The sequence below is a fragment of the Streptomyces dysideae genome (genome assembly GCF_001514305.1).
Taxonomy (GTDB): domain Bacteria; phylum Actinomycetota; class Actinomycetes; order Streptomycetales; family Streptomycetaceae; genus Streptomyces; species Streptomyces dysideae.
Genome location: NZ_KQ949081.1, coordinates 38,149 through 53,501, shown reverse-complemented (window position 1 = coordinate 53,501; position 15,353 = coordinate 38,149). Strand labels below are relative to the sequence as shown.

General features: G+C 71.4%; 15 protein-coding genes. 12 read left to right on the top strand and 3 right to left on the bottom strand.

Annotated elements, in window-relative coordinates:
• Positions 1-3 precede the first annotated feature (3 nt).
• From AQJ91_RS13555 to AQJ91_RS13535, 4 genes are all read left to right on the top strand, one after another.
• Entirely contained in the window at positions 4-315 is a 312-nt protein-coding gene (locus AQJ91_RS13555) for a hypothetical protein (protein ID WP_067020377.1), read from the top strand.
• Positions 316-2,380: 2,065 nt separating this feature from the next.
• Positions 2,381-2,959: a GNAT family N-acetyltransferase gene (locus tag AQJ91_RS13545; RefSeq protein ID WP_067020371.1), complete on the top strand. Its 579-nt coding sequence runs from the start codon at positions 2,381-2,383 to the stop codon at positions 2,957-2,959.
• Positions 2,956-3,246: an ATP-binding cassette domain-containing protein gene (locus tag AQJ91_RS57765; RefSeq protein WP_067020368.1), complete on the top strand. Its 291-nt coding sequence runs from the start codon at positions 2,956-2,958 to the stop codon at positions 3,244-3,246. Before AQJ91_RS13545 ends, AQJ91_RS57765 begins: the two co-directional genes overlap by 4 nt.
• Positions 3,243-4,568 carry an MFS transporter gene (locus AQJ91_RS13535; protein WP_067020365.1) on the top strand — a complete coding sequence of 442 codons (1,326 nt, stop codon included), beginning with the start codon at positions 3,243-3,245 and terminating at the stop codon, positions 4,566-4,568. Before AQJ91_RS57765 ends, AQJ91_RS13535 begins: the two co-directional genes overlap by 4 nt.
• 193 nt (positions 4,569-4,761) lie before the next feature.
• On the opposite strand, the gene AQJ91_RS13530 is transcribed toward AQJ91_RS13535, so the two are convergent.
• On the bottom strand, positions 4,762-5,541 hold the full coding sequence (locus tag AQJ91_RS13530; protein WP_067020361.1) for an alpha/beta fold hydrolase: 780 nt from the start codon (positions 5,539-5,541) through the stop codon (positions 4,762-4,764).
• On the opposite strand from AQJ91_RS13530, the gene AQJ91_RS53540 reads away from it, so the two are divergent.
• Both AQJ91_RS53540 and AQJ91_RS13525 read left to right on the top strand, forming a co-directional pair.
• Entirely contained in the window at positions 5,534-5,725 is a 192-nt protein-coding gene (locus AQJ91_RS53540; protein ID WP_159054554.1) for a hypothetical protein, read from the top strand. The genes AQJ91_RS13530 and AQJ91_RS53540 overlap by 8 nt on opposite strands.
• Positions 5,726-5,981: 256 nt before the next feature.
• Positions 5,982-6,695 (top strand): hypothetical protein, encoded by a 714-nt coding sequence (locus AQJ91_RS13525; RefSeq protein ID WP_067020358.1) that lies wholly within the window; start codon positions 5,982-5,984, stop codon positions 6,693-6,695.
• A gap of 30 nt (positions 6,696-6,725) precedes the next feature.
• On the opposite strand, the gene AQJ91_RS13520 is transcribed toward AQJ91_RS13525, so the two are convergent.
• Together AQJ91_RS13520 and AQJ91_RS13515 are read right to left on the bottom strand one after the other, a co-directional pair.
• Complete coding sequence (locus tag AQJ91_RS13520) at positions 6,726-7,937, bottom strand: LmeA family phospholipid-binding protein (RefSeq protein WP_067020356.1); 1,212 nt, start codon at positions 7,935-7,937, stop codon at positions 6,726-6,728.
• A 58-nt stretch (positions 7,938-7,995) separates the two neighbouring features.
• Positions 7,996-9,813 (bottom strand): bifunctional metallophosphatase/5'-nucleotidase, encoded by a 1,818-nt coding sequence (locus AQJ91_RS13515; protein WP_067020353.1) that lies wholly within the window; start codon positions 9,811-9,813, stop codon positions 7,996-7,998.
• Between the two features lie 179 nt (positions 9,814-9,992).
• Here AQJ91_RS13515 and mshD point away from each other — a divergent pair, with 179 nt between their 5' ends.
• The 6 genes from mshD to AQJ91_RS13485 all read left to right on the top strand — a co-directional run bounded on the left by mshD (position 9,993) and on the right by AQJ91_RS13485 (position 15,242).
• On the top strand, positions 9,993-10,919 hold the full coding sequence (gene mshD / locus AQJ91_RS13510; RefSeq protein WP_067020349.1) for a mycothiol synthase: 927 nt from the start codon (positions 9,993-9,995) through the stop codon (positions 10,917-10,919).
• A gap of 91 nt (positions 10,920-11,010) precedes the next feature.
• Positions 11,011-11,397 (top strand): GntR family transcriptional regulator, encoded by a 387-nt coding sequence (locus AQJ91_RS13505; RefSeq protein WP_067020346.1) that lies wholly within the window; start codon positions 11,011-11,013, stop codon positions 11,395-11,397.
• On the top strand, positions 11,394-12,341 hold the full coding sequence (locus AQJ91_RS13500) for an ABC transporter ATP-binding protein (protein WP_067020344.1): 948 nt from the start codon (positions 11,394-11,396) through the stop codon (positions 12,339-12,341). The genes AQJ91_RS13505 and AQJ91_RS13500 overlap by 4 nt, the downstream gene beginning before the upstream one ends.
• The gene (locus AQJ91_RS13495; protein ID WP_067020341.1) at positions 12,338-13,321 is read left to right on the top strand and encodes an ABC transporter permease; all 984 of its coding nucleotides are present in this window, start codon (positions 12,338-12,340) and stop codon (positions 13,319-13,321) included. Before AQJ91_RS13500 ends, AQJ91_RS13495 begins: the two co-directional genes overlap by 4 nt.
• The gene (locus tag AQJ91_RS55545) at positions 13,318-14,289 is read left to right on the top strand and encodes an ABC transporter permease subunit (protein WP_067020338.1); all 972 of its coding nucleotides are present in this window, start codon (positions 13,318-13,320) and stop codon (positions 14,287-14,289) included. Before AQJ91_RS13495 ends, AQJ91_RS55545 begins: the two co-directional genes overlap by 4 nt.
• Positions 14,286-15,242, top strand: coding sequence for a hypothetical protein (locus AQJ91_RS13485; protein WP_067020335.1), 957 nt, complete (start codon positions 14,286-14,288; stop codon positions 15,240-15,242). Before AQJ91_RS55545 ends, AQJ91_RS13485 begins: the two co-directional genes overlap by 4 nt.
• Positions 15,243-15,353 lie beyond the last annotated feature (111 nt).

Genomic DNA, 15,353 nt, shown 5'->3' with positions numbered 1-15,353 from the left:
CGCGTGAACGCCCCCGAGAAGCCGACCCCGACCGACAACCTCCGCCTCCTCCCCTGGACCACCCCCGAAGGCAACCCCTGCTACCTCAGCACCGACAGCCCGCACAGCAGACTCTCCCTGATCGCCGACGGCATCGAGGCAGCCCAACTCGCCTCCGGGGAACAGGTACTCGCGGGCTCCAGGGCCGTACTCGCCGACCCCAACGCGGGTGAGCGAGCCGTGCGCTTCGCGCTCACCCGGGCGGCCGAGTCCCTGGGCGACGCACTCCGCATCGCGGTCAGCCGAGGCGAGCGCATCCCCGGGAGCGAACTGTGAACATCGGAACCTGAAGCCGATAGGACCCTGGCGACCCCTGAGGCCTGTCAGCCCTGCTCGACAGGGTCCGCAGCCGCAGCCGGTCCCGGGAGGACTCTCACATGACGACGTATGACGAGCTCACCGCCTGGGCCGGCGCCGGGAGCGTGACGAGGGCAGACCTGGCGGTCGTGTCGGGCCGGCAGATCCCCCGAGGATCAGAAGGCACTACTGGTTGATACCGGGGCAGCACTCCAGACGTCAGCTGGTGGGTCGCTCTGCCGCCTCACACAGAATCACCATGGCGACCTCGGGTGGCGTCCTGCGGCGTGGTGTAGTGGTGCGGAGTTCATGATTCGGCAGGTCAGTGAGGTGGCGCAGCCAGCATCTCGCCGGCCCATACCGCTTATGCCCACGAGCACCACGGTCACCCGGAAGCCATAGCCGTGCGATTGGTGGATGTGTTCCAACCTGGGTAGCAGACACCCCAGGTCACGGGGCATGGGCATGGGCATGGGCATGAGACAAAACCGCCAATCACCGGGGTGGCGTCCCGCGGCGTGGAGGTCATGGCTCTGCGCGGGGCGATGAGGTGGGGCAGGCGGCGGATCGTGGCGTGACGTGCACGAGCTGCGCGGTCGGCCGGGAGGCGAACCGACCGGGTCCTCGGGCGCGGTGCCGAGGGGAGGCGCGGTCCGTGTGGCTACACCGCGCGGTGGGGCGCCACACGACCTCGTGCCTGGTCTGCAATGGTCGTTCGGCGTCGAACCCGTCGAACCTGGCACAGGGACGGTCTACAACGTCCTTCCTCTCCCCTTGCCGGGCGGGGAAGGTGACGACCTCCGCCCGGCACCCGGCCCACGACTTCTCCGGGTCGCCACCGTCATCGCCCCCTTCGAGCCCGGCCGCATCCAGGCCACGCAGGATCCGCAGCCCGTTCGCCCGGGCGGACGGAATGAAGCCGAAGCAGCACAGGACGATCACATTCTGGAACTTGAGCAGGGACAGCCATACGACGGCCTCGTCGGCGATCCCGTGCCCCTCGGCGTGTAGCCGATCGACGCCGGGCGCCCTATAACCTTTCAGGTTTCCGCCGACGTGCTATCAGCAGACGATGAACGAGCCGTCACCGACAGGGGTGACGCAGACAGCGAGGCAGAAGGCCGCCCGCGGCGTCTCGTCGTCCCATCGGCCCTGGACAGAGGCAGCCCGGCTGACCTGCCGCTGCCTGCGTTCGCAGCAGTGCCGTAACCCGCTTCGACGTCGAAAGGACCGGACACATGATCGCGCTTATAGACCCTGAGGTGGGTGCCGAGGCCCCCGTCCGTGCCCTAGGCACACCCGCTCTCTACCCCGCTACCGCGAAGAGCGGCCCGGGCGTCGGTAGCCGCAGGTCTGTCCGCCACCCCGCCACGGCGAAGAACGGCCCGGGCGCCGGTAACCGTAGGCCCGTGCACCGCCCCGCCACCGCGAAGGGCAGCCCGGGCGCCGGTACCCGCAGGTCTGTCCGCCACCCCGCCACGGCGAAGAACAGCCCGGGCATCGGCGGCCGTTGCAAAGGCCAGCCGGGCGTCGGTACCCGCAGGTCTGTCCGCCGCCCCGCCACTTTGAAGGGCTCCGGTCCGGGCATGGGTACCCGCAGGCCCGTGCACCGCCCGGCCACTGCGAAAGTCGGCTCTGGTGTCGGCAGCCGTAGCAAAGGCACCCCGGGCATCGGTACCCGCAGGTCTGTCCGCCACCCCGCCACTTCGAGGGCCGGCGGTCCAAGCGTAGGTACCCGCACCCGCAGGTCGGTCCGCTACCCCGCCACCGCGAAGAACGGTGGGGGCATCGGCACCCGTTGCAAAAACACTCCGGGCGTCGGTAGCCGCAGGTCTGTCCGCCACCCCGCCACATTGAAGACCGGCGGCCCCGGCATGGGTACCCGCAGGTCCGTCCGCTACCCGGTCATATCGATGGCCGGCATCAGTACCAAGGGTGGCGTCGGCGTTGGTGAGCGGTCCCGCAGGTCCATCCCTGTCGGGCCGAACTGGCTCTAGCTAGCAGACGTCGGCTTCGGCTGGTGGCGGCAGACGGGAGGAAGACGATGGGGAACCCACCGATCACGGTGGAGCGGTGGGAGGGGCTGGAGTGCGCCGTGCAGCTCGACGTCGTGCTGCCGATGTACAAGGAGATCTGGGCCGACCCGCCCTACTGCGAAGGCACGAAGGGGATCGCCGACTTCGTGGACCGCTTCGCCCAGGAGGTCAGGGTTCCCCGAGCCCGCCTCGTCATCGCCCGCTGCGGCGACCTGCCCGTCGGCTACGCCTTCGGCTACCCCCTGCCGCCGGACACCGGCTGGTGGAAGGCGATGGACGAGGAGACGACCGCTCAGTTCGCGGCCGAGACCGGTGAACGCACGCTGGGCATCGTCGAACTCGCGGTACGCACCGGATGGCGGCGGCAGGGAGTGGCGGCCCAGATGCACGCCCACCTCCTGGAGGGCCTGGGCGTCGAGCGCGTCACGCTGGCGATGCGGCCCGATCCGGAAGCGGCACCGGCGCACGCCGCCTACGCCGCGTGGGGCTACCGCCAGATCGGCCACTGGCGGCCGGCAGACGATGAGCCCGTCTCCCACATCATGCTGCTGACCCTGCCCATGCCCGTGCACGGGGCCGGCCAGTGACCGGGAACGCGATCGAGATCCGGGAGCTGACCCGACGCTATCCGCGCAACAGCCGACCGGACCTGTGTGCGCTGGATCGGGTGTGCCTGGCCGCCCCGCAGGGCGAGGTGCACGGGCTGCTCGGCCCGAACGGCGCGGGCAAGACGGCCTTGTGCCGCATTCCGTCCACGGTGCTGTTGCCGTCTGCCGGCCGCCACGGGGGTTTGCCACGTGGGTGGCGCATGGGGCGCGGTACGGGCTCCGGCGCCTGCGGCGCGTCTGACCTCACCGTCCGGGCCACCCGATGAGCAAGGTGGGGATGAGGGCGGGGCTGCTGCGGGAGCGGGGGTTCCGGCTGTACTGGACCGCGCAGAGCGTCTCGCTGGTCGGGGACGAGATCAATATCTTGGCGATACCGCTGGCCGCCGTGCTGCTGCTGGACGCGGGTGCGACCGAGATGGGGTGGCTTACGGCGGCGGCGCTGCTGCCCTCGTTGCTGCTGTCGATCCCCGGCGGGGCGTGGGCGGACCGGCAGACCAACCGACGCAGGGCGATGATCGTCGCGGACCTCGGGCGGTTCGCCGCGATCGCCTCCGTACCGCTGGCGTATGCGTGGGGGTCGCTGACGCTGGCTCATCTGTTCCTGACGGAGTTCGTCGTCGGGGCGCTCACCGTGTTGTTCCGGGTCTGCAATCACCACGTGTACGCGTCCGTGGTCACCGCGGACAGGTACGTGGACGGCAACGCGCTGCTCACCGGGAGCAGGTCGGTTTCCGCGGTCGCCGGGCCGAGCACGGGCGGAGTGCTGGTCCAGGCGCTGTCGGCGCCGTTCGCCCTGCTGATGGATGCCGTCACCTATCTCGTGTCGGCGGTTTGCCTGGGACGTATACGGGCACAGGAGGCGCCGCCCGCACCGCGTGGTGAGGGCGGGCTCACGGACGGGCTGCAGTGGGTGACGGCGAACCGCACCCCGGGCCTGCTGCTGGCAGGCGTCTCCATGCTCAGTCTGTGCCACACCTTCCTGATGACGCTGTTCGTGCTGTACGGAGCCACCGAACTGGGACTGACCCCCGGGGCTATAGGAGCGGTGTTCGCCGTGTTCGGGCTCGGCGGACTGGCCGGCGCCTACGCCGCGCCCCGCGTGGTGCGGCACATCGGCATCGGCCCGGCCATCGCGACCGGCTTCCTGTGGTTCAGCCTGCCCCTGCTGCTGGTCCCGCTGGCCGGCGGCCCGGCGGCGGTGGTGATCACGGCGCTGGCCGCTGCGCACCTCTGCGCCGGCTGCGGGGTCGCGATCCTGGACATCTCCACCAACAGCTACCTGATCGCCGTCATCCCGGAGACGCTGCGCTCCCGCGTGATGGGCGTGGTGCAGACCGCCAACTTCGGAGTGCGTCCGGTCGGCGCGGTGCTGGCCGGCACGCTGGGTACCGCGCTCGGCCTGCGGCCCACCCTGTGGATCGGCACCGTGGGGGCCGTGCTGAGCGTGCTGTGGGTCGCCGCGTCCGGATTGCCGCGCGTCCGGGAACTACCCGAAAACGCCGCGCACGAGGCGAACGCATCCCCGGGAGCGGACTGTGAAGGTGACTCCCCTTCGTCTGCGTCTGCACGACGCAGGGTGGTCGGTTGAAGCCGAGCATGCCCGGCGAGTTGATGTCCACGGTGACAACCCCCGGCGGGTACGCCTGGAGGCGGAACTGCTCGGCGTGCCGTCAGTGCGCACGGCCGTCTGGTCGTGCATTCGGGCACGTTCCCTCGTCATCACCCACGAGGAACCCGTGCGGCCCCCTCCACGTCACGCTCCGCCTTCGCGGATGGCCTGGCTATCGCTGGTCTCGGTCCGCGAGCGCCGCCGCGGTGGCGCGGGCGAAGCCTTCCGGATTATCCAGCATGATGTTGTGCCCGCAGTCCGGGATCGGGACCACGGCCACCCCCGCTTCAACGAGCGCGCCAGTGCCCGGGAGCGGGCCGTCAGCCTCGGGCAGCAGGTAGGTGCGGGGAATCTTCAGGTGCAGCAGAAGTTCACGCATGGTGGGGACGGTGCCGCGGGTGAGGTGGACCGCGCTGCGGTGCAGGGCCTCCCGGCCGGCCAGGCGCATCGTGGACCACCAGTGGGAACCGGCCCGGTCGCGGATCTTTTCCCAGCCGCCCGCCAGGAACTCCTGCTCGGAATACGCGGCGATGCCGCTGCTGCCTGCGGAGCCGGGCCTGGGTGGGATCGGGTCGAGGTTGGCGTCGACCAGGACCAGGCGGGAGACCAGCTGGGAGTGCCGGGCGGCCAGGACGATGGCCACCGAGCCGCCCATGCTGTGCGCGATCAGCTCGGCGCCGGTAACACCCGCGCAGGTCAAGGCCGCGGCGAGGGCATCGGCGTGCGATTCCAGGGTGTAGTCGAAGCCCGTCGGCCGGTCACTGATGCCGTGCCCGAGCAAGTCGATCAGCAGCGAACGGCGGCCGGCCAGCAGAGGATGGACCGCCACCTGTGTGAAGTAGGCGGGCGAAGTAGCGCCCAGACCATGCACGTAGACGCGTGACGGCTCCTGTCCCGGCAGCTCAACCCAGCGGATCTGATCACCCTCGGGCGTCACGGCGGCGTTGCGCACAGTCTGCTCCCCTGCAGTCCAGGTCGACGGAGAGACGAGAGTAGCCGCCGAAGCCCGGTGCACCACCGCTGATCCCCGGCCCTGGGACAGCAGCTGGTCGGCCGCCTTCACCGGCGGCTTCATCACCTACGTCTTCTCCAACCAGCACGTCGTGATCAACGTCATCGATCTGGTCGCCCTCTGATCCAATCCGGGCGCGCCGCCACACGCGAGGGGCGCCCGGAGCCGCAGTACCAAGGAGGGTGCCGCCCGCATCGACGCCAACGTACGAGCCGTCCGCGCCCGCCTCGCCGCGGAACCGGACCTCGCCGCGAAGGTCAGCACCCGCTAACTGGCATCGTGGGCGCCCGCTACGAGCTGACCACTCAGCGGGTCCACCGGGTCGCCTGACAACCACATCTTTCCCTACGATCACCCCGATCAGACGTTCGGGAGGGTCGATGGGCGGGGACATGGGCTCGTGTGGGCTCAAGCGGGTCTACTCACGGCAGAAGAGGCTGTCCGGGCACTGGCATTTCCTCATCGCGGTCATGGTGGTGCAGTTCGCCTATCAGACGGCCAGGGAGTCCCCCCTGCCATCCTGGGTCAAGCCGACGTGGGCCGTACTCATGCTGGTCAGCTTCTCCTGGCTGGCGCTCTACCCCCGCCGGGCCCGTACGGTCGTGGGAGTCGACGGGATCACCGTGCGCTGGATCATCCGCGAGCGGCGACGGGCCTGGCGCGACATCTACGACATCCGGGTCGAAGCCAACGCCTACGCAGGCCGTCATCAGCCCTCGGCGTTCGCCTGCCTGTACGACACCGACGGCCGCCGACTCCGCCTCCCCTTCCTCGACGAGATGAACGTGGAGGCACTCCGCACCGAGGTCGCCGACGTGCGTGCGGCGGCTGCCCGGCACCGTGGGACGGCCTGGGAGCGGCGGCCCGAGGTGGAGGAGCGGATCCGGCGGCGGGCCGCCCATCGTCAGGCCTGGGGGAGTGCGGCGTTGTGCGCCGTCGTCGTCCTGGTCGGCATGGTCGTGGTCATGGCGGTGCTGTTCTTCACCGCCGACGACCTGCCTTCGCCGCTCCTGATGTTCCTGTGGATTCCGCTGGCCTCGTTCGTTCTCCTGGCCGCCCTGTTCAACTGGCGCGTGCAGGCGCTCAGCGCCTGAGGATCAGCTCAGGGGATTCTCCTTGCTCTGCTAATCGCCGCCGACCGCCAGCCCCTCCCCCACCAACCGCACCCTGATCCCGTCCTCCTCCACCCGAACATCCCGCAGCCGCAGCTCCCCCCGCTCCGGCGACGGCACCCGGAAGCCCAGGGACAGCCGGTCGGCGAGGACCGGGCGGGTGAGGCGGGGCAGGGCGTCGAGGAGGGCGGGGTCCAGGCCCAGGCGTTCGAGGACCTCGGGGTGGGCCAGGGCCAGGTCGATGAGGTTGAGGCGCATGGCCTGGCGAGTGAAGCGCGGGGTACCGGTGAGTTTCGCCAGCTCGGCGTCCGAGCGCAGCGCCTCGCGTACGGCGGACTCCGGCACCCCCAGCCGGCGTACCACCGACGGCACCGACAGCAGCGCCTTCGCCTTGCGGGTCTCACCGGCCAGCTGGGCGGCCGACTTCCGGGTCAGGTGCAGGCCCTCCGACGCGCGCACGCCGGGGCGGTACGTCGCCAGGTCCCCGATGTCCAGGCGCATCCCGCCGATCTCCGTGGAGATGCCCCGGTCACCGTTCCGCTGGATGTGCGCCTCGGCCCGCAGGCGCAAGTCGTGTCCGGCTACCGGCAGCGTGCCGCGCGCCAGCACCCGGTCGCTCCCCCGGCCCGTGAACGTCACCTGGGACGCGCCGAGTTCACGGTTCAGGTCGGCGAAGGAGAGCAGGACGTCGCCGTCGAGTTCGGGGACGTCGGCGCCGCGCACGGACGTCAGGCCGTCGGCGTCCAGGCGTACGTTCCTCGCCGTCGCCGTGACCTGGGCCAGCGAGACCCGCTCGGCGGCGACGTCCGGCACGGTGACGCGTACGGAGTCCAGCCGCTCGTCGGCGAGTTGGGTGAGGAAGGGGAAGCCGCCGATCTCCACCTCGGGTGCGGCGGCGAGCTTCATGTGGTCCTTGAGGGCGTCCGCGGCCCGGTGCTCGGCGTAGAGAAGCGCCCAGCGGTCGGCGAGGGCGAGGAACGCGGCGACGACCACCAGTCCGACCACCGCCTTCAGGGCGAGCGGGAGGCCCGCGAGGCGGCCCCGCCGGCGCCGGCCGTTACGGCGGTGGTTCGGCGGGGCCCACTCCTCGTCCTCAGACCCGAAGGAGTCGTCCTCGACAGTGCCCTCGTGGAGGAACTCCTCCAGAGGGCCGTCGTCGAGAGCGGCAAGCTCTTCGTACGGGTTTGAACGGGAATGCGTCGCTATGTGGTGGGGGGTACGCATCGATCCATCCGAACATGCGTACCGACCCCACCCGCAACCTCTTCCCTGGGTATGCGACCTAGCTCACGATCGTGATCCGGTTCGCCGCCGGCGGCGAAATCGGGCTCGTGGCCGACGAGTTGGCCGTCAGGTACTGCTCCAGCACCGCCAGGTCATCCGCCCCGACCAGGTCGTTCGTGCCCTGACCCAGCGTGGTGATGCCGTCGCCGCCGCCCGCGAGGAAGCTGTTCGTCGCGACGCGATAGGTGGCCGCCGGGTCGATCGCGGCGCCGTTCAGCCGGATCGAGTCCGTCACCACACGGTCGGTACCCGTCTTCGTCAGGTCCAGCGTGTACGTCAGGCCCTCCGACGGCTGCAGGATCTTCGGCGAGGCCTCGTTCGAGCCGCTGACCTGCTCCTTGAGGATCTGGACCAGCTGAGCGCCGGTGAAGTCCTGCAGGTTCACCGTGTTGGAGAACGGCTGCACCGTGAAGCCCTCGGCGTAGGTGACGACACCGTCGCCTTCACTTCCCTTGGCCGCGTACGTCAGTCCCGCCCGCACACCGCCCGGGTTCATCAGCGCCAGGTCGGTCTCCGGGTCGAGCTCCTTGGCGTACGCGAACTGCGCGTCCGCGATGAGGTCGCCCATCGGGGACTCGGTGCCGGTGTTCGGGATGTCGGCGGAGACGTAGCCGATCGCGCGGTTGCCGATGGGCGCCGCGAGGGTGTTCCACTTGCTGATCAGCTCGGTCATGTCGGGCGCCTTGGGGACGTCCCGGGTGACCACGTGGTTCGCGGACTTCACGGCCGTACGGGCGATGTCACCCGTGAAGCGGTCGTACGTCAGCGTCGTGTCGGTGTAGAGGCGGCCGAAGGACGCGGCGGACGTCACCATGCGCGGCTTGCCCGCCGGGTCGTTGACGGTGCACACGTACGCGGCGTGGGTGTGGCCGGTGACCAGCGCGTCCACCTGCGGCGTGATGTTCTTGGCGATGTCGACGATCGGACCGGAGATGCCGTCACCGGCGCCCGGCGCGTCGCAGTCGTAGTTGTACGCCGAGGAGGCCGGGGCCCCGCCCTCGTGGATCAGCGCGACGATCGACTTGACGCCCTGGCGCTGGAGCACCTTGGCGTACTTGTTGATCGTCTCGACCTCGTCCTTGAACTTGAGTCCCTTGACGCCGTCCGCGGAGACGATCCCCGGGGTGTCCTCCAGGGTCACGCCGATGAAGCCGACCTTGACGTCCTTCTTCTTCCACACCCAGTAGGGCTTGAGGATCGGCTTGCCGGTCTTCTCGTCGAGGACGTTGGCCGCGAGGTACGGGAAGTCGGCGCCCGCGAAGCTCTCGTCCGTGTAGCAGCCGGCCGTCGGGTGGCAGCCGCCGTTCTGCAGACGGGACAGTTCCTTCGCGCCCTCGTCGAACTCGTGGTTGCCGACGGACGTGACGTCCAGCTCGAGCTTGTTCAGCGCCTCGATGGTGGGCTCGTCGTGGAAGAGGCCCGAGATCAGCGGCGAGGCGCCGACCATGTCACCGCCGGCCGCGGTGATGGAGTACTTGTTGCCCTCGCGGGCCTGACGCAGGTGCGTGGCGAGGTACTCCACGCCGCCCGCGTTGATGGTCTCGGTCGTGCCGTCCTCGTGGACCTCGGTGACGCGGCCGGAGGAGCCGGCCGGCGGCTCCAGGTTGCCGTGCAGGTCGTTGAAGGACAGCAGTTGGACGTCCTGGTAGCGGCTGTAACCGCCGCCGTGCTTGCTGCTCGAACTCGTCGGCGACGCGGTGGCCGTCGCCGGCAGCGCCACGGCCAGGGCGCCGACGGTGACCAGACCGGCGGCGGAGGCGAGAAGGATGTGCGTACGGCGTCTGCGGCGGTGGTGCACCGAGGAAGTGGCTGGCATGCGCCCCCCTGGAGTGGGTTCCGGAGATGGTTCCGGAGAGGTTCTGGCGATGGTTTATGACATGGCCCCGTCCGGCGCAGCCTAGAGTCAACGCGCGTAGCGCGGTAGGTGGTTCGTGGTTACATCCTGGTTGCTTCTTTGCCGCCACTTCGCCGGGGGCTCCCCGTACCCTCGTACGCATGACCAGCGACGACACCGCAAGGCCCGGCCGGAACCGCTCCATCGAGACCTACTCGGCGCTCTCCGAAGGCCAGACCGAGGCCGTCCTCGGGCTGCTCGCGGAGGCCGCTCACAGCGACGGGCAGCAGGCGGTGTCCGAGCAGGGACGGCTGCAACTGCGGGGCGGGGAGCGCCCCGGCGTGGCTCATTTGCTGCTGTCCGCCGGCGACGAACTCGTCGGTTACGCCCAGCTGGAGGACACCGATCCGGTGGAGGCACCGGCCGCCGAGCTGGTCGTCCACCCCGAGCACCGCGGCCACGGTCACGGCCGGGCCCTCGGCGCGGCCCTGCTGGCCGCCTCCGGCAAGCGGCTGCGCGTCTGGGCGCACGGCGGGCACTCCGCCGCCCGGCATCTCGCCCAGGTCCTCGGGCTCACGCTCTTCCGCGAACTGCGCCAGATGCGGCGCTCGTTGGCCGACCTCGACCTGCCGGACCCCGTGTTCCCCGAGGGCGTCACGGTCCGCACCTTCGTGCCGGGCGAGGACGACGCGGCCTGGCTCGAGGTGAACGCCGCCGCCTTCGCCCACCACCCCGAACAGGGTTCCCTCACCCAGCGCGACCTCGACGACCGCAAGGCCCAGCCCTGGTTCGACCCGGCCGGCTTCTTCCTGGCCTTCCGCGGCGACGAACTCATCGGGTTCCACTGGACGAAGGTGCACTCGGAGGAGCGGCTCGGCGAGGTGTACGTCCTCGGCGTACGGCCCGGCGCGCAGGGCGGCGGCCTGGGCAAGGCGCTCACCACGATCGGGCTGCGGCATCTGGCGGGACAGGGGCTGCCGACGGCGATGCTCTACGTCGACGCCGACAACAAGGCGGCGGTGTCGGTGTACGAGCGGCTGGGGTTCACCACGTACGAGACGGACCTCATGTACCGCACCGAAACCTGACATCACCCGCATAAGGGGCGGCGCCCTTGACGCCGCCCCTTGTTTTACACCACCCTTTCACTACTCAATTAGTGAAAGGGTGGTTGTACGAGTGGTCGCGTACCGCATCGACCGGCGCTCCGGCGTCGCCACCTATGTCCAGATCGTCCAGCAGACCAAACAGGCCCTGCGACTGGGCTTGTTGATGCCCGGCGACAAGCTGCCCACGGCCCGCGAGGTCGTGGAGGCCACCGCCATCAACCCCAACACCGTCCTCAAGGCGTACCGCGAGCTGGAACGCGAAGGCCTCGTCGAGGCGCGGCGAGGACTCGGCACGTTCGTACGGAAGTCGCTGGGCACCGCCCCGGCCGACTCGCCGCTGCGCACCGAACTGGACGCGTGGGCGGCCAGGGCCCGCGAGGCCGGTCTCGACCGGGACGACGTGGCCGCACTCTTCACCGCCGTACTCGAGAAGCACTTCCAGGGAGACCCGTCATGACCGACACCGCCCTTGAGGCAGCCGCCCTCGGGAAACGCTTCAGGCGGCGCTGGGCCCTGCGCGACTGCACGTTCCGGCTGCCCGCCGGACGCGTCTGTGCCGTCGTCGGCCCCAACGGTGCCGGCAAGTCCACCCTGCTGGCCCTCGCCGCCGGGCTGCTGGCCCCCGAAGACGGCACCGTCACCGTCCTCGGCACGGACCCGGCGTCGGCACGCGCGCGTGTCGGCTACGTCGCCCAGGACAAGCCGCTGTACCCGCAGCTCACCGTCGCCGAGACGCTGCGCACCGGCGCCGACCTGAACCCCGGCCGCTGGGACGCCGCCGCCGCCGAACGGATCGCGGCCGGCGGCGACCTCGACCCGAAGGCCCGGGTCCGCTCCCTGTCCGGCGGCCAGCGCACCCGCGTCGCGCTCGCCCTCGCGCTGGCCAAGCGGCCCGAACTGCTGCTGCTGGACGAGCCGATGGCCGACCTCGACCCGCTGGCCCGGCACGAGCTGATGGGCGTACTGATGGTGCAGGCCGCGCAGCACGGCACGACGATCGTGATGTCCTCGCACGTCGTCGCCGAGCTCGAAGGGTCCTGCGACCACCTCCTGCTGATCGGCGACGGCCGGGTCCGGCTCGCCGGGGAGATCGACGACCTGCTCGCGGCGCACACGCGCGTGTCGGGCCCCGCGCAGGGCTCCCTCGGCGACCACACCGTCGTCGAGTCCCGCACCACCGGCCGTCAGCTCACCGCGCTGATCCGCCCGACGGGCCCGCTCTCCGACGACTGGCGGGCGAGCATGCCCACCCTCGAAGAGCTCGTCCTCGCCCATCTGCGCAACCCGGACGCCCCCGCCCTCACCCCGACCCAGACCCCGAGCCCGGCCGAGTCCGGGTCCGGGGCCGCGTCCGGGTCCGCGTCCGGGTCCGAGTCCGAGTCCGAGGAGACGCGCGCGTGACCGCCCCGACCGTCGCCGCCCCGCGGCTGCTCCCCTGGCTGCTGCGCGTGCACCGGCCCGCGCTGTACGTCTGGACCGGCCTCCTCGTGCTCCTCGGCGGCACGCTGCTGTGGCTGTGGGGCCCGCTCACCGACGCCGCCGCCGAGGCGTGGCGGCAGTACAACGCCTGTGCCACGGGCGGTGTCTGCCGCTACGACCAGGACGCGATCCTGCGCTACAAGGACGTCTACCTGTACGCGTCCTTCGCCGTCCTGGCCGTCCCCTTCCTGGTCGCCGCCTGGGCGGGCGGCGCGCTCACCGGCCGCGAACTGGAGCACGGCACCGCACAGCTGGCCTGGTCCCAGGGCATCTCCCCGGCCCGCTGGCTCACCGCCAAACTGGCCGTGCCGGCCGCCCTGGTCGGCGCCGGCACCGGGCTGCTGGTCCTGCTGCACCACCTGACGTGGTCGGCGGGCCGGAGCCGGGTCGACAACACCAAGTCCTGGTTCAGCACCGAGACCTTCTACGCGAACGGCCCCCTCGTCGTCGCCCTCGCCCTGGCCGGCCTGGCCGCCGGCGCCCTCGCGGGCCTGCTGCTCCGCCGCTCGCTGGCCGCGCTCGGTGCCGCCGCCGTCGCCGTGGCCGCACTGTGGACCGCGCTCCGGTTCGCCCTGCCGCACCTGTGGCCGACGGCCACCGGCGTCAGCGGCCTCGACGGCGGCCCCGGGTACCCCGGCCTGCTGGTCGACCAGGGCCTGGTCACCGCCACCGGCGCCCACATCGACAACCCCGGCTGCGGCAGCACCGCGACCGCCGAGTGCCGGGAGCTCTTCGACCGCCTCGACGCGGTCGGCTACTACACCGACTACCACCCCGCCTCCCACTACTGGCCGCTCCAGCTGACGGCCACCGGCGCGGTCCTGGCCGCCGCCGCCCTCATGACGCTGATCGCCTTCCGGCTGCTGCGCCGCCGGACCGCCGACAAGGGAGCCGCCCGATGACCACCCCCCTGACCGGCCCGCCCCGCGCCGTGCTCCGGCTGCACCGCACCGCCCTGATCGTCTGGGGTCTCTTCGTGACCGGCACGATCGCCGGACTGGTGTGGCTGAACACCGTCACCGCGGACTCCGCCCGCGCGAAGTCGGCCCGCTGCGACCCGCTCGCCTACTGCGCCGACCCGTTCGCCAACACGTCGTACAGCGCTCCCATCAGCTGGATCAGCACGTTCATCTGCTACGGCTTCCTGGCCGTGGCCGCCTGGGCGGGCGCCGCCCTGATCGGCCGCGAACTGGAGCAGGGCACCGCGCGGCTCGCCTGGACGCAGGGCGTCTCCCCGGCCCGCTGGCTCGCCGCCAAGCTCGCCGTCCCCGCGCTGGTGCTCACGGTCGGCGGCATCATGCTCGTCGTCGCGTTCCGCTGGGGGTGGGCCGCCAACCGTGACCTGATGGGCGACGACTGGGCCTTCGCCGACGTCTTCGTGGCCCGCGGCCCGGCGACCGTGGCGTACGCCCTGTGCGCCCTCGCCGTCGGCACACTGACCGCACTCCTGCTGCGCCGCGCGCTACCCGCGCTGGCCGTGTCCCTCGGCGCGATGTGGACGCTCAACTTCTTCCTGGAGCGCTACCGCGAGTCCTTCTGGCCTACGGTGACCCGGACCTCCCCGCCCGAGTTCGAGGCAAGCCGCAGCTGGTGGCCGCTGGAGAACGGCGCGATCATCGACGGCCGCCGCACTCAGGACGTCCCGTACTGGGAGTGCGACGGCACCTCGGCCGAGAACGAGCGCTGCCTCGACGACCTGGGCATCACCGGCCACTACACCACCTATCACCCCCAGTCCCACTACTGGCCCCTCCACCTCGTGGAGACCGGCATCGTCCTGACCGTCGCCGCCGTCGCGACCCTGATCGCCTTCCGGCTGCTGCGCCGCCGGACCACGGCGCCGGCCGTCCGTAAGGGAGCCTCCGTATGACCGCCGTCCTGTCCACCACCTCCGCGCCCGCCGGCACCGGCCGCACGATGCTGCGGCTGCACCGGACCGCGCTGATCGTCTGGGCCGTCGTCTTCGCCGGGGTCTCGGCGGCCCTGCTGTGGGCGTACGGCCCCGGCGCGAGCGCGGCCGCCGACGAGTGGCGGCGGCTCTGCCTGAACGGGACCGACGTCTGCCAGTGGGGTCCGGGCCTCGAGCGGTACAACCGGGTCTACGCGCTCGCCGAGTACGCCATCGCCCTGCTGCCCAGCCTGGTCGCCGCCTGGGCCGGCGCCGCCCTGATCGGCCGTGAACTGGAGCAGGGCACCGCCCAGTTGGCCTGGACACAGGGCGTCTCCCCGGCCCGCTGGCTGGCCGCCAAGCTCGCCGTGCCCGCCGCCCTGCTCACCGCCGGCACAGCCGTCCTGGTCCTGCTGCACCGCCTGGTCTTCGAGGCACAGGCAGCCCCGATGAACTGGAGCTGGTACGACGACGACACCTTCGCCGCCAACGGCCCCCTCGCCATCGTCTGGCCCCTCGCCGCCCTCGCCCTCGGCGCCCTCGCGGGCCTGCTGCTGCGCCGCTCGCTGCCCGCGCTCGTCGCCGCCCTCGTCGCCATCTGGGGCACGAGCCTCGCTGTCGGCCTCGCGACCCCGCGGCTGTGGCCGTGGGAGACCCGCACCGGCACCCTGCGGACCGGCTACCCGGGCGGCACGGTCGACGTCATCTTCGGCGGCCAGGGCGCCCTCACCTCCACCGGCGCCCGCATCGCCGACCCGATGTGCCGCGACGACGCGCAGTGCCTGGCCGACCACGACGTGACCGGCTACTTCACCGACTTCCACCCCGCGTCCCACTTCTGGCCCCTCCAGCTCATCGGCACCGGCCTCGCCCTGGCCGTCGCCGCCACGGCCGCCGCGACCGCCTTCTGGCTGCTGCGCCGGCGTACCCGCTGAACCCCCCTGACCCCCTGGCCGTACGTCCCTCCACGGGGGGAGGGACGTACGGCCAGGCATGTGTCCGCGTATGTGGACGCCCGCGAGCCGCCCCCCGATATCCCACACGCC

Coding starts and splice junctions, on each gene's coding strand:
- AQJ91_RS55545 (WP_067020338.1), top strand. CDS start 13,318: ATGACCACCCCCCTGACCGGCCCGCCCCGCGCCGTGCTCCGGCTGCAC.
- mshD (WP_067020349.1), top strand. CDS start 9,993: ATGACCAGCGACGACACCGCAAGGCCCGGCCGGAACCGCTCCATCGAG.
- AQJ91_RS13500 (WP_067020344.1), top strand. CDS start 11,394: ATGACCGACACCGCCCTTGAGGCAGCCGCCCTCGGGAAACGCTTCAGG.
- AQJ91_RS13485 (WP_067020335.1), top strand. CDS start 14,286: ATGACCGCCGTCCTGTCCACCACCTCCGCGCCCGCCGGCACCGGCCGC.
- AQJ91_RS13525 (WP_067020358.1), top strand. CDS start 5,982: ATGGGCGGGGACATGGGCTCGTGTGGGCTCAAGCGGGTCTACTCACGG.
- AQJ91_RS13545 (WP_067020371.1), top strand. CDS start 2,381: ATGGGGAACCCACCGATCACGGTGGAGCGGTGGGAGGGGCTGGAGTGC.
- AQJ91_RS13535 (WP_067020365.1), top strand. CDS start 3,243: ATGAGCAAGGTGGGGATGAGGGCGGGGCTGCTGCGGGAGCGGGGGTTC.
- AQJ91_RS13515 (WP_067020353.1), bottom strand. CDS start 9,813: ATGCCAGCCACTTCCTCGGTGCACCACCGCCGCAGACGCCGTACGCAC.
- AQJ91_RS13520 (WP_067020356.1), bottom strand. CDS start 7,937: ATGCGTACCCCCCACCACATAGCGACGCATTCCCGTTCAAACCCGTAC.